The sequence below is a fragment of the Pseudomonas bharatica genome (assembly GCF_048586865.1).
Lineage (GTDB): Bacteria > Pseudomonadota > Gammaproteobacteria > Pseudomonadales > Pseudomonadaceae > Aquipseudomonas > Aquipseudomonas bharatica.
This window is the reverse complement of sequence record NZ_JBMAWR010000024.1, coordinates 1-25,488: the sequence shown is the minus strand read 5'-3', so window position 1 is coordinate 25,488 and position 25,488 is coordinate 1. Positions and strand designations below refer to the sequence as shown.

Sequence of the window (25,488 nt, the reverse complement as noted above, 5' to 3'; positions counted from 1 at the left end):
GCGATGACCTTTCGATCCAACCAGTTCAGGTTCTGCTTGAGTGCAGTTTTTGTTGTTCTCTACCTGGTTGTGGGGCAAGCCCCAAACACAACTCCTCTCCAAAAGAATCAGTTAGCTGCGCCTCCGCCGTCTTGTTCTTATTGTGCGTGAGCCGATTCGTCTTATTTTTATTGTGTTTTGCAGTGCTTGTTATTGTTCTTGTACCGAACATATAGCAGGTGCCGTGCCAACTTTTGCAAAGCCCAGTAAAACAAGGGGTTAGCACGGTCATGGGGCATTTTCGAGGCGTAAAAAAACCGGGGTTTCGTTACCGTAAGCCCCGGTTTCTGTTACGGCGTCGCCGTGAGGTAACAGTTTTTGGCCGAAACGCGGTGTTACCGAATGAGGGTGACACCGTGTCGCACCCTCCTTTCAGCTTTCGCTGGTGGCCCCGCTCTTGCGTCGTGGAATGCCCAGGCGCTGGCGGCGTTCCCACAGGCATTTGCGGCTTACCCCGAGCTTGCGTGCCAGTTCGGTTTCGGTCATGTGGTCCTGGTGTTCGAGAACGAAGTGCTGGAAATAGTCCTCCAGCGACAGGTCCTCGGTAGGCTCATGGCTGGCGGCGTTGGCCTGGCTGGCGATGGCCGGAAGGGTGTCGAAGGCGTCGTCGTCTTCCAGGTCACCCAGTTCGATATCGATGCCCAGCAGGTCTGCGGAAATCTCCGGGCTCTCGGACAGAATCACCGCACGCTCCACTGCGTTTTCCAGTTCACGTACGTTCCCCGGCCAGGAGTAATGACGGATCGCCTGCTCGGCGTCGTGGGCAAACTTCAGGTCGTTGCGTCCGATTCGGGCCGCCTGGCGGGCGAGGAAGGCATTGGCGATCTCGTTGACGTCGGCACCGCGCTCGCGCAGGGCGGGCAGCTTGAGGGCGATGACGTGCAGGCGATAGTAAAGGTCCTCGCGGAACTGACCGACCTTGGCCAGGTTCTTCAGGTCGCGGTGGGTGGCGGCAATCAGGCGGACATCGACTTTCTGCGATTGCACCGAACCGACCCGGCGGATCTCGCCTTCCTGCAGCACGCGCAGCAGGCGGGCCTGGGCTTCCAGTGGGAGTTCGCCGATCTCGTCGAGGAACAGGGTGCCACCATCGGCAGCTTCCACCAGGCCGGCGCGGCCGGCACTGGCGCCGGTGAACGCGCCCTTCTCGTGGCCGAACAGCTCGGATTCGATCAGGGTTTCCGGGATCGCCGCGCAGTTCACCGAGATCATCGGCGCCTTGGCCCGACGCGAGAGATTGTGCAGGGCACGGGCCACCAGCTCCTTGCCGGTACCGGATTCGCCCTGGATCAGGACATTGGAATCGGTGGGCGCCACCTTGCGGATCTTGCTGTACAGGTCCTGCATGGGCGCACAGGAACCGATGATGCCGATTTCGCCGTTGGCATTGGCCGTGCCAGCCGCCTTGTCCGCGGCAGGCGCCTTGGCGTTGCTGCGTTCCACCGGCGCCGCCGGCGCATTCTGCCGGTCGCGCAGGATACGGGCGACGGCCTGGAGCATTTCATCGTGGTCGAACGGCTTGGCGATGTAGTCCACCGCGCCCATCTTCATCGAGTCGACCGCCGAGCGCAGGCTGGCATAGCTGGTCATGATCAGCACCGGTGTGCCCTGACCCAGCTTTATCAGCTCGGTACCGGGGGCACCCGGCAGACGCAGGTCGCTGACGATCAGGTCGAAGGTGGCGATGCTGAACCGCTCCTGGGCTTCCTGCACCGACCCGGCCTCGCTGACCTGGTACTGGTTGCGTTCCAGCAGGCGGCGCAGGGCGGAACGGATGATGGTTTCGTCTTCGACGATCAGAATATGAGGCATTGATTCAATTCTCTCGACGGTCTCAGTTCACAGCGGACGTCGCTTCGACATGTCGTGGCAGGGTCACACGGATGCGCGTGCCACGTTGGCTCTTGGTATCGGCCGGGCTGTCGATGGTGATCTGTCCATAATGCTCTTCCACGATGGAATAGACCAGAGCGAGCCCCAGCCCGGTTCCTTCGCCCGGATCCTTGGTGGTGAAGAAGGGTTCGAACAGGCGGTCCATGATGTTTTTCGGAATGCCGCTGCCTTCGTCCTCGACGATCAGGTCCACGGTATGCTCGCTGGCCTCGCTGCGCACGCGCACCGCCGCTCCGGCGGGCGAGGCGTCGCGGGCGTTGGAGAGCAGGTTGATCAGTACCTGGGCAAGGCGCTGGGGGTCGCCTTCGACCCAGTGCTCCGGGTCGCACAGGTTGAAGAACTGTACCTCGAAGTTGCGCCGGTTCAGTGCCAGCAGACCAATGGCGTCCTGTGCCACTTCGGCCAGGCACACCGGCTCGTCGCTGTGCTGGTGGCTGCCGGCATGGGCGAAGCTCATCAGCGACTGGACGATGCGCGAGATGCGCTTGGTCTGTTCGAGGATCTGGCTGCTCAGCTCGGTGATTTCCCCGTCCTCCTCGCGCTCTTCACGCAGGTTCTGCGCCAGGCAGGCGATGCCGGTCACCGGATTGCCGATCTCGTGGGCCACCCCGGCCGCCAGGCGGCCGATGCTGGCCAGGCGTTCGGAGTGCACCAGCTTGTCTTCGAGCATCTGGGTTTCGGTGAGGTCTTCCACCAGCAGTACCAGGCCGCTGTTGCCGGGGGCCAAGGGTTCGTCGATGGCCGCCTTGTGCAGGTTCAGCCAGCGGGTCTGGCCATCCAGCGCCAGCCGTTGCTTGTGCAGGTGCTCGTCGGGCACGTTGATGAAGCCCAGCAGCAGCCCGCGCCATGGCTCGACGATGGTGCTCAGGCGCGAACCGACCACGCGCTTGGCGGGAATCCCGGTCAGCTCCTCCATGGCCTTGTTCCACATGAGGATCTCCTGGTCCTTGGCCAGGGAGCAGACGCCCATCGGCAGTTCCTGCAGGGTCTGTCGGTGATAGCGGCGCAGGGCATCGAGTTCGGCGGCCAGGCCGGTCAGGCGCGAGTGATAGTCCTCAAGGCGGCTTTCGATGAAATGGATGTCCTCGGTCACGTAGTTTTCGCTGCCGGACTTGTAGGGCAGGAAGGTTTCCACCATGTCCTGGGCCACGCTCGGCCCCATCAGGCCCGACAGGTTGGCCTCGATGCGGTCGCGCAGGCGGCGCAGCGCGTAAGGGCGGCGTTCATCGAAGGGCAGGTAGAGGTCGCGCAGCGCCTGCTCGACCTCCTTTTGCGCGGCCTTGGCGCCCAGTGGCTTGGCCAGTTGCGTGGCGAACTCCTGCGGCGAAGCGGCGTGCAGCTCGCGCCGTTGCGGGCGCCGGACGTTATCCACCGCACAGGCTTCGGCAGCGCCGACCTCTTCGGAGCTGGCGTTGGTGAACAGCGAGATCAGGGTGAACAGCAATACGTTGGCGGCCAGCGAGGCGATTGCCGCCATGTGCCAACTGGTGTCGTCGAGCACGTAGATCATGTTCAGCAACGGGATGTAGAAACCCTGCAGGTTGCCGACCAGCGGCAGCAGCATGGTCACCATCCATACCGTGATACCGGCCAGCAGCCCGGCGATGAAGCCGCGCCGGTTAGCGGTCGGCCAATACAGCACCGAGAGCACGCCCGGCAGGAACTGCAGGGTGGCAACGAAGGCAACGATGCCGAGGTTGGCGAGGTCCTGCTGCGCCCCGAGCAACAGGTAGAAACCGAAGCCGGCCGCGATGATGGCGACGATCAGGGCGCGCCGGGTCCATTTCAGCCAGCGATAGATATTGCCTTCGGCGGGCGGCTGGTAGAGGGGCAGCACCAGGTGGTTCAAGGCCATTCCCGAAAGCGCCAGCGTGGTCACGATGATCAATCCGCTGGCGGCCGATAGCCCGCCTATATAGGCCAGCAGGGCCAGGGCCTGGCTGTTGGCGGCGATACCCAGGCCAAGGGTGAAGAACTCCGGATTGGTGCTGGCGCCCAGCTTGAGGCCGGCCCAGAGAATCAGCGGCACCGCCAGGCTCATCAGCAGCAGGAACAGGGGCAGGCCCCAACTGGCGCTGACCAGCGAGCGCGGGTTGAGGTTTTCGGTAAAGGCCATGTGATACATGTGCGGCATCACGATGGCCGAAGCGAAGAACACCAGCAGCAGTGTGCGCCAGGGTCCTTCCTGCAATGGCGTGTGCAGGGCGGCGAGGGCGGTCTGGTTCTGCAGCAGCCAGACCTCCAGCTGATGCGGGCCGCCGAACACGCCGTACAGCGCATACAGACCAATCCCGCCAAGCGCCAGGAGCTTGACTACGGATTCGAAGGCAATGGCGAAGACCAGCCCCTCGTGTTTCTCGCGGGTCGCGATGTGCCGCGAGCCGAAGAAGATGGTGAACAGCGTGATCATCGCGCAGAAGGCCAGGGCCACCCGGCTCTTCACCGGTTCGCCGGTAAGGATGCTGATGGAGTCGGCCACTGCCTGGATCTGCAGGGCCAGCAACGGCAGGACACCGATCAGCATGAACACCGTGGTCAGCGCGCCTGCCCAGGTGCTGCGGAAGCGGAAGGCGATCAGGTCGGCCAGGGAGGAGAGCTGGTAGGTGCGGGTGATCTTGAGGATCGGGTAGAGCAGCACCGGCGCGAGCAGGAAGGCACCGGACACGCCGAGGTAGCAGGCGAGGAAACCATAGCCGTATTGGTAGGCCAGGCCGACCGTGCCATAGAAGGCCCAGGCGCTGGCGTAGACACCAAGTGACAGGGTGTAGGTCAGTGGATGACGGATGATCGCCCGGGGGATCATGCCGCGTTCGCTGATCCAGGCCACGCCGAACAGCACCAGCAGGTAGGCGGCGCTGATCAGGATCATCTGGGTCAGGCTAAAGCTCATCGGCATCACGTTGGCTCTGCAGGATAAAGGTCACGACGATCAGGATCAGCCAGAGCAGGTAAGGGCGATACCAGGCACCGGTCGGCTCGATCCACCAGTCCATGATGGCCGGGGAGAACAGGTAGATCCCCACGACCAGAAGCAGGACCAAACGATAGATGTACATGCTGGCCTCGTAGGAATTGCGCGCTGCGAAGTGGATTTATTATTGGCGCAAAACGCGGCTGATGGTAACGGAAGGGCCGGCGCCTGCAAACGGGCCGGCGGACAATACCCAAGGTTTTGAATCTATTGGCCTTTTCGATCTCCGGCAAGCACTCAGTGCAGTTCCGCTTCGGCCAGGGTCAGGCTGCGCGGAATCGCTTGTGCGTTCCAGTGCCGTGCGGCATATGCCAGCACCTCGGCGGGGCGGGCTGCGGCCATGGCGGCGTCGGTAGGCTGGCCCAATGCGCGCAAGGCTCTCAGGATCAGTGGTGCGGCCTGTTCCGCCGGCAGTGGTGCCGAACGGTAGGACTTGCCCAGCTTGTGTCCGTCCGGCTGGACGATAAGCGGGACGTGCAGGTAGCGGGGTTGTGACAGCCCCAGCAACTCCTGGAGATAAAGCTGGCGCGGTGTGTTGTCCAACAGGTCGGCGCCGCGAACGATATCGGTCACGCCCTGCCAGGCATCGTCCAGGACCACCGCCAATTGATAAGCATAGAGACCATCGCGGCGGCGGATGACGAAGTCACCCACTTCCTTGCCCAGATGTTGCTGAAAGTGCCCTTGTACGCGGTCGTCGAAGCTGTAGGTCAGTTCCGGTACGCGGATGCGAATCGCCGCATCTTCCTGAGCGTGCCCGAGATTGCGGCATAGCCCCGGATAGATGCCGTTATAACCTTCCAGCTGTTTGCGCGAACAGGTACAGGCGTAAGCCAGGCCCTGGCGGAACAGGCGGTCGATCACTTCGGCGTAGGCGCCGTGGCGGTCGTGCTGGTAGACCACCTCACCATCCCATTCCAGGCCGTAGTTTTCCAGGGTGTCGAGAATCGCTTTTTGCGCTCCGGGTGCCTCGCGCGGCGGGTCGATATCTTCCATGCGCAGCAGCCACTGGCCGCCGACGGCCCGGGCATCGAGCCAGGAGGCGAGGGCCGCGACCAGCGAGCCGAAATGCAGGAAACCACTGGGAGTGGGGGCGAAGCGCCCGATGTAGCGGGAGTCGGTCATGATCAATGCAGGCTGTATAAATGAAACGGGGCGCATGATGCGCCCCGTCTGCAGGAGTCAGGATCAGCCTTTGCCGATCTGCTTTTCCTTCTTCTCGTCGAGTTCCTTGCAATCGAAGCACAGGTCTGCGGTGGGGCGGGCTTCCAGGCGGCGCAGGCCGATCGGGATGCCGCACGTCTCGCACCAGCCGTACTCGTCGGCCTTGATCTTGTCGAGTGTCTTGTCGATTTTCTTGATCAGCTTGCGCTCGCGGTCGCGGTTGCGCAGCTCCAGGGCGAATTCTTCTTCCTGGCTGGCACGGTCGGCCGGGTCGGGGAAGTTGGCGGCTTCGTCCTTCATGTGGTCCACGGTGCGGTCCACGCTCTGCATCAGTTCAGCTTTCCAGGCGCCGAGCAGTTTGGTGAAGTGAGCCTTCATGGCTTCACCCATGTACTCCTCACCCTTGGTCTCCACATAGGCATCGACACCGTACATGGAATGACCGGCTTTTTGCTTTTCTACGGTGGACATGAATAGACCGCCTCTCACTCATCTGATCCAATGCGCAGGCATGTTTCCATATCCGGCGACCGCCGGCCCTGCGACTGCGAGCCGCCGAACTTACCAGATAGGATCGGGGTGCGCTACTCCCGGTTATCTCCGGTAGGACAGCGGGGTTTATCCATACGTTCACCGCGGCGCGCGGTTAGAATCATCAGTCTAGTCCCGATTGAGAGAAGGCCAATGGCTCAGCCCTACAGTGCGCGCAGTCGCGCCATCGAACCCTTTCACGTGATGGCCCTGCTGGCACGGGCCAATGAATTGCAGGCCGCCGGCAACGATGTCATCCACCTGGAGATCGGCGAGCCGGACTTCACCACCGCTGCGCCCATCGTCGAAGCCGGGCAGGCGGCGCTGGCTGCCGGCCACACCCGTTACACCGCCGCGCGCGGGCTGCCGGCGCTGCGCGAGGCGATCGCCGGGTTCTACGGGCAGCGCTATGGACTGAACATCGATCCGCAGCGGATTCTCATCACCCCTGGCGGCTCCGGCGCGCTGCTGCTGGCCAGCAGCCTGCTGGTGGATCCGGGCAAGCACTGGCTGCTGGCCGATCCAGGGTATCCGTGCAACCGTCATTTCCTGCGCCTGGTCGAGGGCGGCGCGCAACTGGTGCCAGTGGGGCCAGAGGTGAACTATCAGCTCAATGCCGACTTGGTGGAGCGCTACTGGGACCACGATACGGTTGGCGCCCTGGTGGCCTCGCCGGCCAACCCGACCGGTACCGTGCTCGACCGCGAAGCGCTGGCCGGCCTGTCCCGCGCTACCCGTGCGCACAATGGCCACCTGGTGGTGGACGAGATCTATCACGGCCTGACCTACGGGATGGATGCTCCGAGCGCGCTGGAGGTCGACGACCAGGCGTTTATCCTGAACAGTTTCTCAAAATATTTCGGCATGACCGGCTGGCGTCTCGGTTGGCTGGTGGCGCCGCCCGCAGCGATTCCGGAGCTGGAGAAGCTGGCGCAGAACCTCTACATCAGTGCACCCAGCATGGCCCAGCATGCCGCTCTGGCCTGCTTCGAACCGCGCACCATCGAAATCCTCGAAGAGCGCCGCGCCGAGTTTGCCCGCCGTCGTGATTTCCTCCTGCCGGCGCTGCGCGAGCTGGGCTTCGGCATCACCGTGGAGCCGCAGGGCGCTTTCTATCTTTACGCCGATATCAGCAAGTTCGGCGGCGATGCATTCGCTTTCTGCCGGCATTTCCTCGAAACCGAACACATCGCCTTCACTCCGGGTATCGACTTCGGTCGCCATCAGGCCAACCATCATGTGCGTTTCGCCTATACCCAGAGCCTGCCACGCTTGCACGAGGCGGTGGAGCGGATTGCCCGGGGCTTGCGGAGCTGGCAAGGCTGATGGAGTTTTCCCCGTTGCTCGAGCAGGCGCGACTGCTCAAACGCTACAAGCGCTTTCTCGCCGATATCGAATTGCCCAGCGGCGAACGGATGACCATCCACTGTCCGAATACCGGGTCGATGCTCAATTGCATGAAAGAGGGTGGCCAGGTCTGGTTCAGCCGCTCCGGCGATCCCAAGCGCAAGCTGCCGGGAACCTGGGAAATCAGCGAGACGCCCCAAGGGCGCCTGGCTTGCGTGAATACCGGGCGGGCCAATGCGATTGTCGAGGAAGCGCTGCGCGCCGGGGTGATCAGCGAGCTGGCCGGCTTCACCGCCCTGCGCCGCGAGGTGCCCTATGGCGAGGAAAAGAGCCGCATCGACTTCCAGTTGACCTACGACAGCGGATTGGCCTACGTCGAGGTGAAAAGCGTGACCTTAGGCTTCGATGGCTCGACCATCGCCGCCTTTCCTGACGCCGTGACCCAGCGCGGAGCCAAACACCTGCGCGAACTGGCGGCGCTGGCCCGCCAGGGCGTAAGGGCCGTGCAGCTCTACTGCGTGAACCTGGCCGGTGTCGATGCGGTACGTCCGGCGGAGGAAATCGACCCCGGCTACGCCATCGCCTTGCGCGCGGCCGTGCTCGATGGCGTCGAGGTGCTGGCCTACGGTGTCACGCTGGACAACCGCCAGGTGCGCATCGACCGGCCCTTGCCGGTACTGCTCAATCCCTGAGCCAGATGCCCTGGCTGTCCTCGTGGCAGTCCAGGGCTTCCAGTGCCTCGCCAGCGCAGGGGCCGGCAACGCATTCGCCGCTTTCGATCAGGAACAGGGCGCCATGGTGGGCACAGGCGATCAGGCTGGCGCTGCTGTCGAGAAACCCGTCCGGCTGCCAGTTCAGCGCAATACCACGGTGAGGGCAGCGATTGCGGTATAGATAAACCTGGCCGTGGCGGCGAACACCCAGCAGCTCGACGCCTTCATGGTTGAAACCACGGCTCTGGCCTTCGCTCAGTTCGACGCCGCTACATAGAAGGTGCATGGGAAACTCCGTGACGGATTCGGTCGGCTTGACGCCTAAATGCAAATAATTATCAAATTACCGGCTCGGGCCGCGTCGGGCGTCTTTATACCCTGTCCGTGATCCCACTCCCAACCTCATCAACAGGAAGCTGCCTTATGCGCCGATATGCCAGCCTGGTCGCCCTTTGCCTCGGGCTTGTGTTCAACCCGGTGCAAGCCGGGGAACCGCCGCAACGCTGGGTCAGCGCCGGTGGTGCGCTGAGCGAGTGGATTGTCGAGCTCGGCGCGCAGTCCCGCCTGGTCGGTGTCGATACCACCAGCCAGCACCCTGAATCCTTGAAGGCGCTGCCGAGCATCGGTTATCAACGCCAGCTTTCAGCCGAGGGCGTTTTGAGCCTGCGTCCCGACTTGCTGGCAGGCACCGCCGAAATGGGCCCGCCCCCGGTGCTCGCGCAGATCCGCAGCGCCGGGGTGCAGGTCGAGCTGTTTTCCAGCGAGGCCGACCTGGATGCCGTGCATGACAATCTCAAGCTCCTGGGGCGGTTGCTGGGCAAGCCTGAGCAGGCCGAACAGCGTTTCGTCGATTACCGCCGGCAGCTCGCTGCATTGCAGGTGAAGATCAGCGCGGCCCGGGCCGCCGAAGATGCCCCGGGGGTCATCCTGCTGGTCGGCCATGCGGGCGCCAGGCCGATGATCGCCGGCAGGGGAACTGCGGGCGACTGGCTGATCGAGAAGGCCGGAGGACGCAACCTGGCGACCAACGACGGTTACAAGAACTTCTCTACCGAGACCCTGGCGGCGCTGAATCCCCAGGTGGTGGTGTTCGCCGACCGCGCGTTGAGCGGTGATGCTGCGCTAGAGGCGCTTATCAAGGAAAACCCGGCCCTGGCATCGTCGCGTGCGGTGCGCATGAAGCGCTTGATCGCTCTTGACCCGACGCTGCTGGTCGGAGGCCTCGGGCCGCGTCTGCCGGCCAGCCTGCAGGCGCTGGCCCAGGCCTTCTATCCGTCGGCCAGGGCCGAGCTCGCGCGATGATCCGACTGGTAACGCCGCGCACGCTGTTTGTAGTACTGGGCCTGGCGTGTCTGCTGGCAGTCTGGTTGTCGCTGGCCCTCGGGCCGGTCAGCCTGCCAATGATGGACACCCTGCGGGCCGGCCTGCGCCTGCTCGGCCTGCCCGTGAACGGCGCGGGCCTGGAACAGGCGGAACTGATCCTTGGGCAGATCCGTCTTCCGCGTACCCTGCTCGGGCTAGCGGTGGGTGCAGTGCTGGCGCTCGCCGGAGTGGCGATGCAGGGGTTGTTTCGCAATCCGCTGGCGGACCCGGGGCTGGTCGGGGTGTCCAGTGGCGCGGCGCTGGGAGCGGCGATTGCCATCGTTGGCAGTGCCTGGGTGGGCGGCATCCCGGAAGCCTTTGCGCCCTATCTATTGTCACTCTGCGCCTTTCTCGGCGGGTTGGGTGTAACCGCGCTGGTCTACCGCCTCGGCCGCAAGGACGGCCAGACCAGTGTTGCCACCATGCTGCTCGCCGGTATTGCCCTGACTGCCCTGGCCAGCTCTGCGGTGGGCCTGTTCACCTATCTGGCCGACGATGCCACCCTGCGCACCCTGACCTTCTGGAACCTGGGCAGCCTCAACGGCGCCAGTTACCAGCGCCTATGGCCGCTGGTGCTGGTGGCGACCGGCGTGGCGCTTTGGCTGCCGCGCCGCGCCGAGGCACTCAATGCCATGCTGCTGGGCGAGTCCGAGGCGCGCCACCTGGGCTTCGAGGTAGAAAAGCTCAAGCGCGAACTGGTCTTCTGCACTGCCCTGGGCGTTGGTGCAGCGGTGGCGGCGGCCGGCCTGATCGGCTTCATCGGCCTTGTCGTGCCCCATCTGATCCGCTTGCTGGCCGGGCCTGACCACCGGGTCCTGCTGCCGGCCTCGCTGCTGGCGGGTGCCTCGCTGCTGTTGTTCGCCGATCTGGCCGCACGCCTGGTGCTGGCGCCGGCCGAGTTGCCGATCGGTATCGTTACCGCCTTCATCGGAGCGCCGTTCTTTTTGTATCTGCTGCTGCGAGGGCGCGCCTGATGCTCCAGGTCCGGGATCTGCAGGTCATTCGCGGGCACACGAGCGTCCTCGACGGCATCACCCTCGATGTGACACCGGGGCAGGTGCTGGGTGTGCTTGGGCCAAATGGCGCGGGAAAGAGCACCTTGCTGGGTGCCCTGTGCGGTGAGCTGGCGCCTCATCGTGGCCGGGTGCTTCTGCATGACCGTCCGCTGGCCGACTGGCCGGGGCCGGAGAGGGCCCGGTGCCTGGCGGTGTTGCCGCAGGTCTCCAGCCTGGGCTTTGCGTTTCGCGTCGAGGAGGTGGTGGGGATGGGCCGTCTGCCCCATCGTACGGGGCAGGCCCGTGATCGGGAGATCGTGATCGAGGCGCTGCAGGCCGCGGACGCGTTGCATCTTGCCGAACGCAGCTACCTGGCGCTGTCAGGTGGCGAACGCCAGCGCGTGCATCTGGCCCGTGTACTGGCGCAGCTTTGGCCTGGCGAACAGGGGCGAACCCTGTTGCTCGATGAGCCGACCTCTGCGCTCGATCCCCTGCACCAGCACACGACGCTTCAAGCCGTGCGCGGTTTCGCCGATCACGGCGGAGCGGTACTGGTTATCCTTCATGACCTGAACCTGGCTGCACGCTATTGTGATCGCATCCTGCTCCTGCAGAACGGTCGGCCCCGTGCCCTCGACACACCCCAGGTGGTGCTGCAGCCGGACGCGCTGAAGGCCGTGTTCGGTCTCGACGTGCTGGTGCAGCCTCATCCCGAGCGGGGGCATCCGCTCATCATTGCCCGATAGGAGTCGTCCATGTCCCTGTCCCGCGTGCTTGGCGTGGTTGTGTTGTTGGCCGGAGGGCTGGCGGGATGTCAGTCCATGCCTGCGTCGCCTGCGTTGCCGCCGCTTCCGGCCTGGCAAAGCCCCGAGGGGCGCGGGCATGCGGAACTGGGGCTGATTCGCGAGATGGCCAGTGGCAAGGCGTTGACCCCGGAGCAATTACTCCAGCGCCTGGCGGGCGTACCGCGGGTCCTGGTCGGTGAGCAGCACGACAACCCCGATCACCATGCCTTGCAACGTTGGTTGTTGCAGGCGCTGAACCAGCGACGGGCGCAAGGCAGCCTGTTGCTGGAAATGCTCGAGCCGGCGCAGCAGGTCAAGGTCGACCTGGTCCGTCAGCAACAGCCTTTGCCGAGCGACCTGGCCAAGGCCATCGACTGGCGCCAGGGCTGGGACTGGACGTTCTACGCGCCGATCGTTCGTGAAGCCTTTGCCAAAGGCTACCCGGTCCTGGCGGCCAATCTCGACCGCGGGGAAATGGCGGCGATCTATCGCAATCCGCCAGACCTCGGTGGCCCACGCTCTACCACTGCGGCGGTGCGTGATGCGCTGATGGAGGAAGTGCGCGACGGTCACTGCGGCATGCTCCCCGAAAGCCAGTTGCCGTCCATGGTTGCGGTGCAACAGCAGCGTGACCGGCGCATGGCCGAACGTCTGCTTGCTGCCCCGGCACCGAGCCTGCTCCTGGCCGGTGGCTACCATGTGCGCAAGGATGTCGGTGTGCCGCTGCACCTGGCTGATCTCGGTGCGGAGCAGGGTACGCTGGTGCTGATGCTGGCGCAGGTGGGCGAGGACGTGAGCCCGCAGATGGCCGATTTCGTCTGGTACACGGCGGCCCTGCCGAAGAAGGACTACTGCGCCGATCTGCGCTGAGTTCACGATCGAGCAGGCAAAAAAAGACCCGGCAAAGTGCCGGGTCAATAACCGTGATTAGCCTGATGAGGAGATAATCTGAGAGTCCGAACCAGGGGCTTTCAGTTTATCCAACCAGTCTCGCGACCAGTTGTGGTAATCATAACGATTCTCATTTCTATGTCAACGGGCCAATCCGAAAAAACTCAGTTTTTTTTCCGCAGGCTGGTCGCATCCAATTGTTGATTCAGCGCCTCCTTGCGTTCTGCGGGGATATCGTTCCAGTGCACATCCAGCAACGCGCCTTCAATGGCGTAAAGCAGCACCTTCGATGCCCGGAAGCCCCGTGTGCGTACCGCCCGATAGGCATCCACCGCGCCAAGGCGACGCAGGTCGGATGCGCTGTGGATACCTACCGCGTGCAGCCACTGTGCCGAGGTCTTGCCAAGATTCTTCAGGTGCTGGAGTTCATCGTTCATCAAGCCTCCTTGCGCCGGCTGAACGGGTCTGGTGGAGGAAGTCGCGGAATATCACTCAGCAGTGTAGCGGCACTTGGCAATAACGCGGCTATTTGCCAGTGCCGTTGGGAATGTCGCCCAGGTCGGGCGTCGAGGAGGGCTCAAGGCTTCCGAACAGAGCCTAGCGCGGACGATAACGCATGCGGGTACCGTACTTCACCGACATGAGGATCTCGTCGGCGCTCAGATCAGCCGGAAAATAGGTGCCCGAGATCTGCGCGTGGGCCAGGCTGGCGCCTTCGAGGGGCACATCCCGCAAGTCAAGGCCGCGGAGGTCGGCAGCGCGGAAGTAGGCGTCACGGAAATCGATGCCGCTGGTGTCGAGGTCACGCAGGTCAAGCCCGCGGAAGTCACCCCCGCGGAAATCGATGCTGGCGTCCTTGGGTTTTTCGCGGTTGAAACCCGTGATGTCCTCGTTGCGAATCAATGCAAACAGCGAACTGTCCAGTAGCCGTGGTTGATTCATGATGAGCGCCTCGTGATCGGCCGAAGGAGGTGGCCGGATACTGGCATTATAGTGTCACGCTCTCCGGAAAGCCCCGGAGCAGAGGCGTGAAGTGTGGACTGCTTCACGCCTATGCAGGATTACAAGCCGGGCAGGCGCTGACGGATCTGCTCGATGAGCTTGTCGAGGCTGTCGCTTTCGTTGGTTTCCACGCGCTTGCTGTGCAGTTGCTCTTCGGCATTCAGTGGGTCGCGGCTGACCTGCTGGGCAGCAATGACTTCCAGGGTCGCGTCGGAAGGGTCGGTCCGGTCCGCCTGGCGCTGCGCCAGCCAGCTGGCGATCACCGCATCCGGGGCGTTGCAGTCGAGGATAAGGAAGGGCACCCCGGTCTCGCTGGCGACGTCGGCTGCGGCAGCGCGCTGCGGCTGCTTCAGGTACGTGGCATCGATCACCACCGGGAAGCCGGCGCGCAGGATCATCGCAGCCAGTTGGTGCAGGCGCTCATACGTGGCCTGGCTGGCGTCGCTGCTATAGATGCCGGCTTGCAGTTCGCCAGTCGCCTCGCCGGCCTGCTCTCCGAACATGCGCTTGCGCTCCACGTCCGAGCGCAGGCGGATGGCACCGAGCGCCTCGACCAGACGCATGGCCACATGGCTTTTGCCGACCGCGGAAACGCCGTGGGTGATGGCCAGCAAGCGCGAAGGAATGGCGCTGTAGCTTTCGGCCAGGTTGGCGTAGTTGCGGTACTGACGCAGGGTCGTGGCACGCTGCACGCCGTCGGCATCTGCCGGCATGCTGAACAGGGCGACCTTGGCCCGGACCAGGGCGCGGTAGGCCTTGTAGAAGTTGAGCAGTTCCAGGCCGGCGTAATCGCCGGTCAATTCCAGGTACTGGCTGATGAAGCGCCGCGCCAGGCATTTCAGGCCACGGTCTTCGAGGTCCATTGCCAGGAAGGCTGTGTCGGCGTAGACGTCGGTCAGGCGGAATGGCTCGTTGAATTCGATGCAATCGAAGATCACCACCTTGCCGTCGATGACGGTTGCGTTGCCCAGGTGGATATCGCCGTGGCACTCACGGATGAATCCTTGTGCCTTGCGCGCTTCCAGCAGCGGGTGCAGGCGGTCGAAATTGCTGCGGGCCCAGGCCTGCAGTGCATCGAGTTGTTGCAGGTCGGCCTTGTCGCTGAGGAAAGGGCGGATCTGTTCGAAGTTCTGTTCCACCGGCGCCATCACGCTTTCCGGTGTGCCCAGCGGATGTTCGACGGCAACGCGCGGGGCCTGGAGGTGGAATTCGGCAATCTGCCTGGCCATCTGGTCGATGTGCGCGGCGGTCAGTTCGCCATTGGCCTGGAGGGTGCTGAGCATCTGCTCCTGGGGGAACTGGCGCATCTTCAGGGCGAACTCGATCGCTTCGCCTTCGCCACCGAGCTGCGGGGCCTCGGCGCTGCCGGTGATCGGCAGGACATCCAGGTACAGGCCATCGGTCAGGCGTTTGTTGAGGCGCAATTCTTCGTTGCAGAAGTGCTCGCGACTGGACAGCTCGGTGAAATCGAGAAAGCCGAAATTCATCGGCTTCTTGATCTTGTAGGCGTAATCGCCAGTGAGCACGACCCAGGAAATGTGCGTCTCGATAACCCGGAAATCCTTCACTGGATGCGGGTACAGGGCTGGGTTCTGCAGGGCTGCGATCAAGGCTTGGGTCACGGGCGATCCTTCCGGGGAAAAGGGGATTCTAATCGGTCATTATGGCGGCAAGCATGCCGTCTGGAAACCGCCGGGGGGCGTCTGTCGATGAACGATAAAGTGCGTATAATCCGCGCCCATGACACGTACCCGATCTTCCCGTACCCCCAAAAAACAAGCGTCCAGCCGCTCCCGCGCCTGGCTCGGCTGGGTCATCAAGCTCAGCCTGGTCGGTCTTGTGGTGCTGGCCGGCTTCGCCGTCTATCTCGATGCCGTCGTCCAGGAGAAATTCTCCGGCAAGCGCTGGACCATTCCGGCCAAGGTCTACGCGCGGCCGCTGGAGCTTTTCGTTGGCCAGAAGCTGAGCAGGGACGATTTCCTGGTTGAACTCGACGCCCTTGGCTATCGCCGTGAAAGCGTGGCCAACGGCCCGGGCGCGGCAGCGGTGAACGGCAATACCGTCGACCTGAACACCCGCGGATTCCAGTTCTATGAGGGCATGGAGCCGGCACAGAAGGTCCGCGTGCGTTTCTCCGGTGACTACGTTGCCGGCCTCAGTGCGGCCAACGACGCCAAGCTGGCAGTGGTGCGCCTGGAACCGTTGCTGATCGGCGGCCTGTATCCGAAGAATCTCGAAGACCGCATCCTGATCAAGCTGGACCAGGTGCCGCCGTACCTGCTGGAAACTCTGGTCGCCGTTGAAGACCGCGACTTCTATCACCACTTCGGTGTGTCGCCCAAGTCCATTGCCCGTGCCGTCTGGGTCAATACGTCTTCCGGGGCCATGCGCCAGGGCGGTAGTACCCTGACCCAGCAGTTGGTCAAGAACTTCTTCCTGACCAACGAACGCAGCCTCAGCCGCAAGCTCACCGAAGCCATGATGGCGGTGCTGCTGGAAATGCACTACGACAAGCAGGAAATCCTCGAGGCCTACCTCAACGAGGTCTTCGTCGGCCAGGATGGCCAGCGTGCCGTGCACGGCTTCGGACTGGCCAGCCAGTTCTTCTTCAGCCAGCCGCTGTCGGAGCTGAAGCTGCACCAGGTGGCGTTGCTGGTGGGTATGGTCAAGGGGCCGTCCTACTACAATCCGCGCCGTTATCCCGAGCGTGCCCTGCAGCGGCGCAACCTTGTCCTCGATCTGCTGGCGGAGCAGGGCGTGGCAACGCCGGAAGCGGTGGAAGCAGCGAAGAAAATGCCGCTGGGCGTGACCAAGCGCGGCAGCCTGGCGGACAGCTCGTTCCCCGGCTTCCTCGACCTGGTCAAGCGCCAACTGCGCCAGGACTATCGCGACGAAGACCTGACCGAAGAAGGCCTGCGCATTTTCACCAGTTTCGACCCGATCCTGCAGATGAAGGCCGAGTCGTCCATGGCCGATACCTTCAAGCGTCTTGCGGGCCGCAAGGGTGCCGACGAGGTGGAAGCGGCGATGGTCGTGACCAACCCTGAAACCGGTGAAGTACAGGCCCTGATCGGCAGCCGCCAGGCCGGTTTCGCCGGCTTCAACCGGGCTATCGACGCAGTGCGTCCGATCGGCTCCCTGGTCAAGCCGGCGGTCTACCTGACGGCGCTGGAGAAACCCAGCCAGTACACCCTGACGAGCTGGGTCCAGGATGAACCCTTCTCGGTCAAGGGCGCCGATGGCCAGGTGTGGAAACCGCAGAACTACGACCGCCGCGCCCATGGCACCATCTACCTGTACCAAGGGCTGGCAAACTCCTACAACCTGTCCACGGCCAAGCTGGGCCTGGAACTGGGTGTGCCGAATGTGCTCAAAACCATCGGGCGCCTGGGTGTCGAGGTCGACTGGCCGGCCTTCCCGTCGATGCTCCTGGGCGCTGGCGGAATGTCACCGATGCAGGTGGCGACCATGTACCAGACCCTGGCCAACGGTGGCTTCAACACACCGATGCGCGGTATCCGCAGCGTGCTGACCGCCGAAGGCGAGCCGCTCAAGCGTTATCCGTTCCAGATCCAGCAGCGTTTCGATCCGGGCTCCATCTATCTGGTGCAGAACGCCATGCAGCGGGTGATGCGCGAAGGTACCGGGCGCTCGGTCTACAGTGTGCTGCCGGCGTCGCTGAACCTGGCGGGCAAGACGGGTACCAGTAACGACTCGCGGGACAGCTGGTTCGCCGGTTTCAGCCAGGACCTGCTGGCAGTGGTCTGGCTCGGTCGTGACGACAACGGCAAGACGCCGTTCACCGGCGCCACCGGTGCCCTGCAGGTGTGGACCAGCTTCATGCGCAAGGCCGACCCGCTGCCGCTGGACATGCCGCAGCCGGACAACGTGGTGCAGGCCTGGGTCGATCCGCATACCGGCCAGGGCTCCGATGCGAGCTGCCCCGGCGCGGTGCAGATGCCTTATATTCGCGGAAGCGAGCCGGCTGCAGGTGCGGCCTGTGGCGGTGAACAGAACCCGGCCGAGTCAGTCATGGACTGGGTCAAGGGCTGGATGAATTGATCGGCGAGAGCCAAGAGGACCTGACGTGAAAAAATGGTGGTTTCCAGCCCTGACGGCGCTGGCCTTGCTAAACGGCTGCGCCACCGTGCAGCGTGGTTCGATCCCGGTGGTGGATTCCGGTACCCGGGTATCCAATAGCGAGCGTGTCCAGGCCAACCGCGGCAATACCGCGCCTGTGCGCAGCGGTACCAGCCAGGCCCAGTCCGTGCCGCAGGACAGCGGTGTGACCGTGATGATCCCGCAAGGCAGCGGCGCGGCGCCAATCCAGACCTTCCCGGCGTCCACCGCGCCGGCCGGAATCAGCACCGGGCCGATTGTCCCGGGGCCGTCGACTTCGCAGCCGTACACGCCGCAAGGCAGTACCAGCACCTACACGATGCCGTCGGCGCCGACCGGTATTCCGCGGGCCAATACCAGCTCGGGTGGCCTATCGGCCGACGAGCAACTGGACGGTCCGGTGCTCGCGCTGCTGACCACTGCCCAGCAACAGCAGGGCAGTGGCGACTACAACGGTGCCTCGTCCAGTCTGGAGCGCGCCCAGCGCATCGCGCCGCGTGAACCCCAGGTGCTTTATCGACTGGCCCAGGTGCGCCTGGCCCAGGGGGATGCCGCCCAGTCCGAGCAACTGGCGCGTCGTGCAATGACCTATGCGAACGGTCGTCCCGACCTGCAGGCCGGGCTGTGGAACATCATCGCCCAGGCTCGCGACAAGCAGGGTGACGCTGCGGGTGCCGCCCTGGCCCGGCAGAAAGCCCAGGCGCCGCAGTGATGGATCCGCGCATTCTCGATATCGCCGATCATCTGCTGTTGATCGAGCGTGAACTGCATGTGCAGGGCTGGTGGAGCGATGAGTCCCCCAGCGTCGAAGCACTGTCCAGCACCGTGCCGTTCGCCGTCGACACCATGGCGTTCGATCAGTGGCTGCAGTGGATCTTCCTGCCGCGCATGAAGGAGATCCTCGAGCGGGGGCTGCCGCTGCCTAACGCGTCGGGGATCCTGGTCATGGCCGAGACGGTCTATGTGGACCGTCCGGAAGAAAGCCGTCAATTGCGCAAGCTGTTGGCCGAGTTCGACCAATTGATCAATCCATCTGCCTGATTTGCCTGCCGTTATCGTCCGGGGCCGCTTTTGCGGCCCCGTTTCGTTGCAGGCAAGGCCGGGCAAACGTTTCCGCCCGGCTGGCAAAGGCGCTGCGGCGGAATTTAAACCGCTAAGTCACTTGACTTGCGCAGTTCGAATCACAACAATCCGAAGTCCGCTGTAGGGGGACTGCCAGAAGCAGACCCGCTAAGCAGATCATGAGGCGCACACCCGCGCCGACCTGTTACACCCCGCAACGCGTTACCTCGCGCTGGGTGGGAAGACCCCGCAACACTTTGGGGCGCTCCCAATACTTGCTCAGTCAGTGCTGACGTAGTGGCATTTTCGTCGCTCATGCTCTGCTTGGCAGTAAACCTATTAAGACCCGTTCCGGAGCGAACGGTATTCTGGCGTTTTAGAGGTGAACAACGTGGAGCTTTTATCCGGCGCTGAAATGGTCGTCCGCTTCTTGCGTGACGAAGGCGTTAAGCACATCTATGGGTACCCTGGCGGTGCTCTCCTTCATGTTTACGATGCCCTGTTCAAGGAACCGGAAGTGAGCCACATCCTGGTTCGCCACGAGCAGGCTGCTACCCATATGGCGGACGGCTATGCCCGTGCCACCGGCAAGGCCGGCGTGGTACTGGTAACTTCCGGCCCTGGCGCTACCAATGCCATCACCGGCATTGCCACCGCCTACATGGACTCCATCCCGATGGTCATCCTGTCCGGTCAGGTGCCCAGCACCATGGTCGGTACCGATGCCTTCCAGGAAACCGACATGATCGGTATTTCCCGGCCGATCGTGAAGCACAGCTTCATGATCAAGCACGCCTCGGAAATCCCCGAAGTCCTGAAAAAAGCCTTCTACCTGGCCCAGTCCGGCCGTCCTGGCCCTGTGGTCGTGGACATTCCGAAGGACATGACCAACCCGGCTGAAAAGTTCGAGTACGTCTATCCGAAGAAGGTCAAGCTGCGTTCCTACAGCCCTGCCGTGCGTGGTCACTCCGGCCAGATCCGCAAGGCCGCCGAGATGATCATCGCCGCCAAGCGCCCGATCATCTACGCCGGTGGCGGCGTGATCCTTGGCGGCGGCTCCGAGGCGCTGACCGAGCTGGCACAACTGCTGAACGTTCCGGTTACCAACACCCTGATGGGCCTCGGTGGCTACCCTGGCACCGACCGCCAGTTCCTCGGCATGCTCGGCATGCACGGCAGCTACACCGCCAACGTGGCGATGCACCATGCCGACGTGATCCTGGCTGTCGGCGCGCGCTTCGACGACCGCGTGGTCAATGGCCCGGCCAAGTTCTGCCCGAGCGCCAAGATCATCCACATCGATATCGACCCGGCTTCGATCTCCAAGATGATCAAGGCCGACGTACCGATCGTTGGGCCGGTGGAGAGCGTTCTCACCGAAATGCTCGCCGCAGTTCGCGAGATCGGCGAGAAGCCTGAAAAGGCGGCGATGGATGCATGGTGGAAACAGATCGAAGAATGGCGCGGCGACCGCGGCCTGTTCCCTTACGACAAGGGCGACGGCAGCGTCATCAAGCCACAGACCGTGATCGAGACCCTGTGCGAAGTCACCAAGGGCGATGCTTTCGTCACCTCCGACGTGGGCCAGCACCAGATGTTCGCGGCGCAGTACTACCGCTTCAACAAGCCGAACCGCTGGATCAACTCCGGCGGCCTGGGCACCATGGGCTTCGGTTTCCCGGCGGCCATGGGCGTCAAGCTGAACTTCCCGGAAGCAGACGTAGCCTGCGTTACCGGCGAAGGCAGCATCCAGATGAACATCCAGGAACTGTCGACCTGCCTGCAGTACGACCTGCCGGTGAAGATCGTCAACCTGAACAACGGTGTGCTGGGGATGGTTCGCCAGTGGCAGGACATGTCCTACAACAGCCGTCACTCCCATTCGTACATGGAATCGCTGCCTGACTTCGTCAAGCTGGCCGAGGCCTATGGTCATGTGGGTATCCGCATCACCAGCCTGAAGGACCTCAAGCCCAAGCTCGAAGAAGCCTTTGCCCTCAAGGATCGCCTGGTGTTCATCGATATCCAGGTCGATAACAGCGAGCACGTCTATCCGATGCAGATCAAGGATGGTTCGATGCGCGACATGTGGCTGAGCAAGACGGAGCGGACCTGATATGCGGCACATTATTTCCCTGCTGTTGGAAAACGAACCCGGTGCCCTGTCCCGCGTCGTCGGCTTGTTCTCGCAACGCAACTACAACATCGAAAGCCTGACCGTGGCGCCAACCGAAGACCCGACCCTGTCGCGTCTGACGCTGACCACTGTCGGCCATGATGAGGTGATCGAGCAGATCACCAAGAACCTGAACAAACTGGTTGAGGTGGTCAAGCTGGTCGACCTGTCGGAAAGTGCTCATATCGAGCGCGAACTGATGCTGGTCAAGGTGAAGGCCACTGGCGCCCAGCGTGCCGAGATCAAGCGCACCACCGATATCTTCCGTGGGCAGATCGTCGACGTCAGCGCCAGTGTGTACACCGTGCAGCTGAGCGGCACCAGCGACAAGCTCGACAGCTTCATTCAGGCTATCGGCACTGCGTCCATCCTGGAAACCGTGCGTAGCGGTGTCACCGGGATTGCCCGTGGCGACAAAGTGCTGAGCATCTAACTCTACGAAATTAGCGAATGGCCTGAACAAGGCCGAGATAACAGGGGTATTTCATGAAAGTTTTCTACGATAAAGACTGCGATCTGTCGATCATCCAGGGCAAGAAGGTTGCCATCATCGGTTACGGCTCCCAGGGTCACGCCCAGGCGTGCAACCTGAAGGACTCCGGTGTGGATGTCACCGTCGGTCTGCGTAAGGGTTCGGCTACCGTTGCCAAGGCTGAAGCCCACGGCCTGAAAGTTGCTGACGTCGCTACCGCCGTCGCCGCTGCCGACCTGGTCATGATCCTGACCCCGGACGAATTCCAGGGCACCCTGTACAAGAACGAAATCGAGCCGAACATCAAGAAGGGCGCTACCCTGGCCTTCTCCCACGGCTTCTCGATCCACTACAACCAGGTCGTCCCTCGCGCCGACCTGGACGTGATCATGATCGCGCCGAAGGCTCCAGGCCACACCGTTCGCTCCGAGTTCGTCAAGGGCGGTGGTATCCCTGACCTGATCGCCGTTTACCAGGACGCTTCGGGCAACGCCAAGAACGTCGCCCTGTCCTACGCCGCTGGCGTTGGTGGCGGCCGTACCGGCATCATCGAAACCACCTTCAAGGACGAGACCGAAACCGACCTGTTCGGTGAGCAGGCCGTTCTGTGCGGCGGTACCGTCGAGCTGGTCAAGGCCGGTTTCGAAACCCTGGTCGAAGCTGGCTACGCGCCGGAAATGGCCTACTTCGAGTGCCTGCACGAACTGAAACTGATCGTCGACCTCATGTACGAAGGCGGTATCGCCAACATGAACTACTCGATCTCCAACAACGCCGAGTATGGTGAGTACGTCACCGGTCCGGAAGTCATCAACGAAGAATCCCGCAAGGCCATGCGCAACGCTCTGAAGCGCATCCAGGACGGCGAGTACGCGAAGATGTTCATCTCCGAAGGTGCCACCAACTACCCATCGATGACCGCCAAGCGCCGCAACAACGCTGCCCACGGCATCGAGATCATCGGCGAGCAACTGCGTTCGATGATGCCTTGGATCTCGGCGAACAAGATCGTCGACAAAACCAAGAACTGATTGGTTTCGAGCGAATGAAAACGCGGCTTCGGCCGCGTTTTTTCATTTCGGGGGTCAGCTTCTGGTATAAGCTTTCCATCCGTTTGTCGGCGAACCCTCGCCGCGAACCTTTGTCGAAACTTTCCAAACCGTTGCAAGGTAATCTCAATGAGCGAACGTCCCGAAGAGCCCAACAAGGCCTCTGACGCCGAAAGCCTGCTACCGATCGATGAGCATGTCGAAGAAGGACATGACGCCGAAGGACGCAAAGTCCGTCACCGCGGCATCTATCTGCTGCCTAACCTGTTCACTACCGCGAACCTGTTCGCCGGTTTCTATTCCATCATCAACTCGATGAGCGCCCAGAGCGCCTTGAGTGCCGGTGACCCGAAGGAGGCGAGCAAGTACTTCGCCTTCGCCGCCATCGCCATTTTCGTGGCCATGGTGCTCGATGGCCTGGATGGCCGTGTTGCGCGCATGACCAATACCCAGAGCGCTTTCGGTGCCGAGTACGACTCCCTGTCCGACATGGTCGCCTTTGGCGTTGCGCCGGCATTGCTGGCCTTTGGCTGGGCGCTGGGTGACATGGGCAAGGTCGGCTGGATGGTCGCCTTCATCTATGTCGCTGGCGCTGCATTGCGTCTGGCGCGCTTCAATACCCAGGTCGGCAAGGCCGACAAGCGCTACTTCATCGGCCTGGCCAGTCCGGCTGCGGCGGGTGTGGTGGCAGGAACTGTCTGGGCGTTCAGCGATTTCGGCATCCAGGGTTCCAAGCTTTCATTCCTGGTGGCCTTGCTGGTGGCCGGCGCGGGCATGCTGATGGTCAGCAACATCAAGTACAACAGCTTCAAGGAACTGGACCTCAAGGGGCGTGTGCCGTTCGTGGCCATCCTTGCCGTGGTGCTGGTGTTTGCGGTTGTCTTCAGCGATCCGCCGCGCATCCTCCTGCTGGTGTTCCTTGCCTATGCGGCCTCTGGTCCGGCGCAATATTTGTTACGCATGCGTCGGCGGAAAAGCGTCGAGTAGGGCTGCAATATTTTCAGGACTCTGTAGTCTACTGCTGCATCTGTCCAGCGGTTCTGCGGAGTCATCATGCTGATCAAGTTCCCCCGGGCTTCCGACTGTTCCGAGTCGGAAGTCACGCCCGAGTCGCTTTACCTTTCCCGTCGTTCCCTTCTGGGGGCCTCCATGGCCTGTCTGGCGGTCGCCGGGCTCCCGGCTTGGGCGCGCGCAGCCGAGGCCTCCCGCTATGCCGATGTCGAGGCGGGCTCGCCGCCTGCCTGGTTCACCGAAAAGCTGCCGGGAGTGCGCTGGCAGGCAGTGAATGTGCAGGACGAGGCGATCACCCCGTTCAAGGATGCGACCCACTACAACAACTTCTATGAGTTCGGTACCGACAAGGGGGATCCGGCGGAAAACGCCGGGAGCCTTCCGACGTCGCCCTGGACCGTGGTGATCGATGGCGAGGTGGGCAAGCCGGGGCGCTATGCACTCGAAGATTTCATGAAGCCGTATCAACTGGAGGAGCGTATCTATCGTCTGCGCTGTGTGGAGGCGTGGTCGATGGTCATTCCCTGGTTGGGCTTTCCGTTGTCGGCACTGCTCAAGGCGGTTGAGCCGACGTCCAGGGCGAAGTACATCCGTTTCGAGACCTTGCAGGATCCCAAGCATATGCCGGGGCAGCGTTCGGGGTTTGCCCTGATCGACTGGCCTTATGTAGAAGGGTTGCGTATGGACGAAGCGATGAATCCGCTGGCGATCCTTGCCGTAGGCATGTACGGACGCGAACTGCCGAACCAGAATGGCGCGCCGCTGCGCTTGGTGGTGCCGTGGAAGTATGGCTTCAAGAGTGTGAAATCCATCGTGCGCATCAGTCTGGTCGCCGAGCAGCCGCAAACCACCTGGCAGAAGATTGCGCCTGACGAGTATGGCTTCTATGCCAACGTCAACCCGACCGTCGACCATCCGCGTTGGACCCAGGCACGGGAGCGGCGACTGCCGAGCGGGCTGTTCAGTCCCAATGTGCGCGAGACGCAGATGTTCAATGGCTATGCCGAAGAGGTGGCTTCCCTGTACACCGGTCTCGATCTGCGGAAGAACTATTGATGCGCTATCCCCTGTTTCGCCTGAGTATCTTTGTGCTGGCGGCGGTCTGGCCATTGCTTTGGCTGTACCAGGCCTGGATCTTTGCCCTGGGGCCGGACCCTGGCAAGGTACTGGTTGACCGCCTTGGCCTGGGCGGATTGATTTTCCTGCTGATCACCCTGGGCATGACGCCGTTGCAGCGCATGACCGGGTGGCCGGGCTGGATCGTGGTCAGGCGTCAGTTGGGATTGTGGTGCTTTGCTTATATAGCCTTGCACCTGTGTGCCTACCTCTTCTTTATTCTCGGTCTCGATTGGGGGCAGCTCACGGTCGAGTTGCGCAAGCGTCCCTACATCATCGTTGGCGTTCTGGGCTTCCTCGGCCTGTTGGCCCTGGCCGTGACGTCCAATCGCTACAGCCAGCGGCGGCTCGGTGCGCGCTGGAAGCGCCTGCATAAACTGGCTTATATGATTCTCGGCCTGGGACTGCTGCATTTCCTCTGGATCGTTCGTGCGGACCTGAAGGAGTGGAGCGTCTATGCCGTGATTGGCGTAGCGCTGTTGCTCACACGGGTTCCCGCCATACTTCAGCGTTTGCCGCGCTTTGCAGGGCGGAAAAGCGGTTCGGTAACAAAAGTTTAAATAAGTGCTTGACGTCCCGTTCCATCTCTCTATAATTCGCCCCACTTCCGGCGCAGTCGAAACGGAAAACTCCTTGAGATTCAACGAGTTAGAAGTTTCAGGTGGTATCGGAAGTACTTCGGTCTCCACCGAAAGCGGTTGAAAAAGGCAGTTGACAGCAGGTTGTAACGCTGTAGAATTCGCCTCCCGCTGACGAGAGATCGCAGCGAGTCAAGTGGTTGAAGTTGAAA

At 62.6% G+C, this 25,488-nt stretch carries 24 protein-coding genes; 15 read left to right on the top strand and 9 right to left on the bottom strand.

Translation table 11 applies throughout. From position 1 onward, the window contains the following. Nucleotides 1–411: 411 nt before the first annotated feature. The 5 genes from ACKLLE_RS22125 to dksA all read right to left on the bottom strand — a co-directional run bounded on the left by ACKLLE_RS22125 (nt 412) and on the right by dksA (nt 6,538). On the bottom strand, nt 412–1,851 hold the full coding sequence (locus ACKLLE_RS22125; RefSeq protein WP_064303375.1) for a sigma-54-dependent transcriptional regulator: 1,440 nt from the start codon (nt 1,849–1,851) through the stop codon (nt 412–414). 22 nt (nt 1,852–1,873) lie between these two features. Continuing rightward, nucleotides 1,874–4,828, bottom strand: coding sequence for a sensor histidine kinase (locus tag ACKLLE_RS22120; protein WP_167654042.1), 2,955 nt, complete (start codon nt 4,826–4,828; stop codon nt 1,874–1,876). Continuing rightward, nucleotides 4,812–4,988 (bottom strand): hypothetical protein, encoded by a 177-nt coding sequence (locus ACKLLE_RS22115; protein ID WP_003250005.1) that lies wholly within the window; start codon nt 4,986–4,988, stop codon nt 4,812–4,814. The genes ACKLLE_RS22120 and ACKLLE_RS22115 overlap by 17 nt, the downstream gene beginning before the upstream one ends. A gap of 152 nt (nt 4,989–5,140) precedes the next feature. Beyond that, on the bottom strand, nt 5,141–6,028 hold the full coding sequence (gene gluQRS, locus ACKLLE_RS22110; RefSeq protein WP_420059070.1) for a tRNA glutamyl-Q(34) synthetase GluQRS: 888 nt from the start codon (nt 6,026–6,028) through the stop codon (nt 5,141–5,143). A gap of 63 nt (nt 6,029–6,091) precedes the next feature. After that, complete coding sequence (gene dksA / locus ACKLLE_RS22105; protein WP_064303378.1) at nt 6,092–6,538, bottom strand: RNA polymerase-binding protein DksA; 447 nt, start codon at nt 6,536–6,538, stop codon at nt 6,092–6,094. Between the two features lie 213 nt (nt 6,539–6,751). Between dksA and ACKLLE_RS22100 the strand changes: the two genes are divergently transcribed. Both ACKLLE_RS22100 and sfsA read left to right on the top strand, forming a co-directional pair. Beyond that, the gene (locus tag ACKLLE_RS22100; RefSeq protein WP_420059069.1) at nt 6,752–7,924 is read left to right on the top strand and encodes a pyridoxal phosphate-dependent aminotransferase; all 1,173 of its coding nucleotides are present in this window, start codon (nt 6,752–6,754) and stop codon (nt 7,922–7,924) included. Further along, a complete protein-coding gene (gene sfsA / locus ACKLLE_RS22095) occupies nt 7,924–8,637 on the top strand; it encodes a DNA/RNA nuclease SfsA (protein ID WP_064303380.1) in 714 nt (237 codons plus the stop codon). Before ACKLLE_RS22100 ends, sfsA begins: the two co-directional genes overlap by 1 nt. Here the strand turns inward: sfsA and ACKLLE_RS22090 are convergent. Continuing rightward, on the bottom strand, nt 8,627–8,944 hold the full coding sequence (locus ACKLLE_RS22090) for a Rieske (2Fe-2S) protein (protein WP_064303381.1): 318 nt from the start codon (nt 8,942–8,944) through the stop codon (nt 8,627–8,629). The genes sfsA and ACKLLE_RS22090 overlap by 11 nt on opposite strands. A gap of 137 nt (nt 8,945–9,081) precedes the next feature. Here ACKLLE_RS22090 and ACKLLE_RS22085 point away from each other — a divergent pair, with 137 nt between their 5' ends. From ACKLLE_RS22085 to ACKLLE_RS22070, 4 genes are read left to right on the top strand one after another with little or no spacing between them, the layout of a single operon-like run. Continuing rightward, the gene (locus tag ACKLLE_RS22085; protein WP_420059068.1) at nt 9,082–9,960 is read left to right on the top strand and encodes a heme/hemin ABC transporter substrate-binding protein; all 879 of its coding nucleotides are present in this window, start codon (nt 9,082–9,084) and stop codon (nt 9,958–9,960) included. Nucleotides 9,961–10,010: 50 nt separating this feature from the next. Beyond that, nucleotides 10,011–10,994, top strand: a complete 984-nt coding sequence (locus tag ACKLLE_RS22080) for a FecCD family ABC transporter permease (RefSeq protein WP_167654043.1) — start codon at nt 10,011–10,013, stop codon at nt 10,992–10,994. Next, entirely contained in the window at nt 10,991–11,761 is a 771-nt protein-coding gene (locus ACKLLE_RS22075) for a heme ABC transporter ATP-binding protein (protein ID WP_420059087.1), read from the top strand. Before ACKLLE_RS22080 ends, ACKLLE_RS22075 begins: the two co-directional genes overlap by 4 nt. Before the next feature lie 9 nt (nt 11,762–11,770). Further along, nucleotides 11,771–12,670, top strand: a complete 900-nt coding sequence (locus ACKLLE_RS22070) for a ChaN family lipoprotein (protein ID WP_420059067.1) — start codon at nt 11,771–11,773, stop codon at nt 12,668–12,670. 185 nt (nt 12,671–12,855) lie between these two features. Here the strand turns inward: ACKLLE_RS22070 and ACKLLE_RS22065 are convergent, their stop codons facing one another. From ACKLLE_RS22065 to ACKLLE_RS22055, 3 genes are all read right to left on the bottom strand, one after another. Beyond that, the gene (locus tag ACKLLE_RS22065) at nt 12,856–13,128 is read right to left on the bottom strand and encodes a TfoX/Sxy family protein (RefSeq protein WP_009398805.1); all 273 of its coding nucleotides are present in this window, start codon (nt 13,126–13,128) and stop codon (nt 12,856–12,858) included. A gap of 160 nt (nt 13,129–13,288) precedes the next feature. Continuing rightward, complete coding sequence (locus tag ACKLLE_RS22060) at nt 13,289–13,633, bottom strand: pentapeptide repeat-containing protein (RefSeq protein ID WP_009398806.1); 345 nt, start codon at nt 13,631–13,633, stop codon at nt 13,289–13,291. A 119-nt stretch (nt 13,634–13,752) separates the two neighbouring features. After that, on the bottom strand, nt 13,753–15,315 hold the full coding sequence (locus ACKLLE_RS22055; protein WP_420059066.1) for a bifunctional aminoglycoside phosphotransferase/ATP-binding protein: 1,563 nt from the start codon (nt 15,313–15,315) through the stop codon (nt 13,753–13,755). A gap of 118 nt (nt 15,316–15,433) precedes the next feature. On the opposite strand from ACKLLE_RS22055, the gene mrcB reads away from it, so the two are divergent. From mrcB to msrQ, 9 genes are all read left to right on the top strand, one after another. Further along, nucleotides 15,434–17,755 (top strand): penicillin-binding protein 1B, encoded by a 2,322-nt coding sequence (gene mrcB / locus ACKLLE_RS22050; RefSeq protein WP_009398810.1) that lies wholly within the window; start codon nt 15,434–15,436, stop codon nt 17,753–17,755. Between the two features lie 25 nt (nt 17,756–17,780). After that, nucleotides 17,781–18,524, top strand: coding sequence for a tetratricopeptide repeat protein (locus ACKLLE_RS22045; RefSeq protein WP_009398813.1), 744 nt, complete (start codon nt 17,781–17,783; stop codon nt 18,522–18,524). Further along, complete coding sequence (locus ACKLLE_RS22040) at nt 18,524–18,853, top strand: YqcC family protein (RefSeq protein ID WP_064303387.1); 330 nt, start codon at nt 18,524–18,526, stop codon at nt 18,851–18,853. The genes ACKLLE_RS22045 and ACKLLE_RS22040 overlap by 1 nt, the downstream gene beginning before the upstream one ends. A 412-nt stretch (nt 18,854–19,265) precedes the next feature. Then, nucleotides 19,266–20,990 (top strand): acetolactate synthase 3 large subunit, encoded by a 1,725-nt coding sequence (locus ACKLLE_RS22035; protein ID WP_420059065.1) that lies wholly within the window; start codon nt 19,266–19,268, stop codon nt 20,988–20,990. Between the two features lies 1 nt (nt 20,991). Continuing rightward, nucleotides 20,992–21,483 (top strand): acetolactate synthase small subunit, encoded by a 492-nt coding sequence (ilvN, locus tag ACKLLE_RS22030; RefSeq protein ID WP_008096911.1) that lies wholly within the window; start codon nt 20,992–20,994, stop codon nt 21,481–21,483. Nucleotides 21,484–21,536: 53 nt separating this feature from the next. After that, a complete protein-coding gene (gene ilvC / locus ACKLLE_RS22025) occupies nt 21,537–22,553 on the top strand; it encodes a ketol-acid reductoisomerase (RefSeq protein ID WP_009398817.1) in 1,017 nt (338 codons plus the stop codon). A 147-nt stretch (nt 22,554–22,700) separates the two neighbouring features. Next, on the top strand, nt 22,701–23,558 hold the full coding sequence (gene pssA / locus ACKLLE_RS22020; RefSeq protein ID WP_420059064.1) for a CDP-diacylglycerol--serine O-phosphatidyltransferase: 858 nt from the start codon (nt 22,701–22,703) through the stop codon (nt 23,556–23,558). A 66-nt stretch (nt 23,559–23,624) separates the two neighbouring features. Continuing rightward, nucleotides 23,625–24,638 carry a protein-methionine-sulfoxide reductase catalytic subunit MsrP gene (msrP, locus tag ACKLLE_RS22015; RefSeq protein ID WP_420059063.1) on the top strand — a complete coding sequence of 338 codons (1,014 nt, stop codon included), beginning with the start codon at nt 23,625–23,627 and terminating at the stop codon, nt 24,636–24,638. Further along, on the top strand, nt 24,638–25,258 hold the full coding sequence (gene msrQ / locus ACKLLE_RS22010; protein ID WP_420059062.1) for a protein-methionine-sulfoxide reductase heme-binding subunit MsrQ: 621 nt from the start codon (nt 24,638–24,640) through the stop codon (nt 25,256–25,258). Before msrP ends, msrQ begins: the two co-directional genes overlap by 1 nt. Nucleotides 25,259–25,488: the final 230 nt, after the last annotated feature.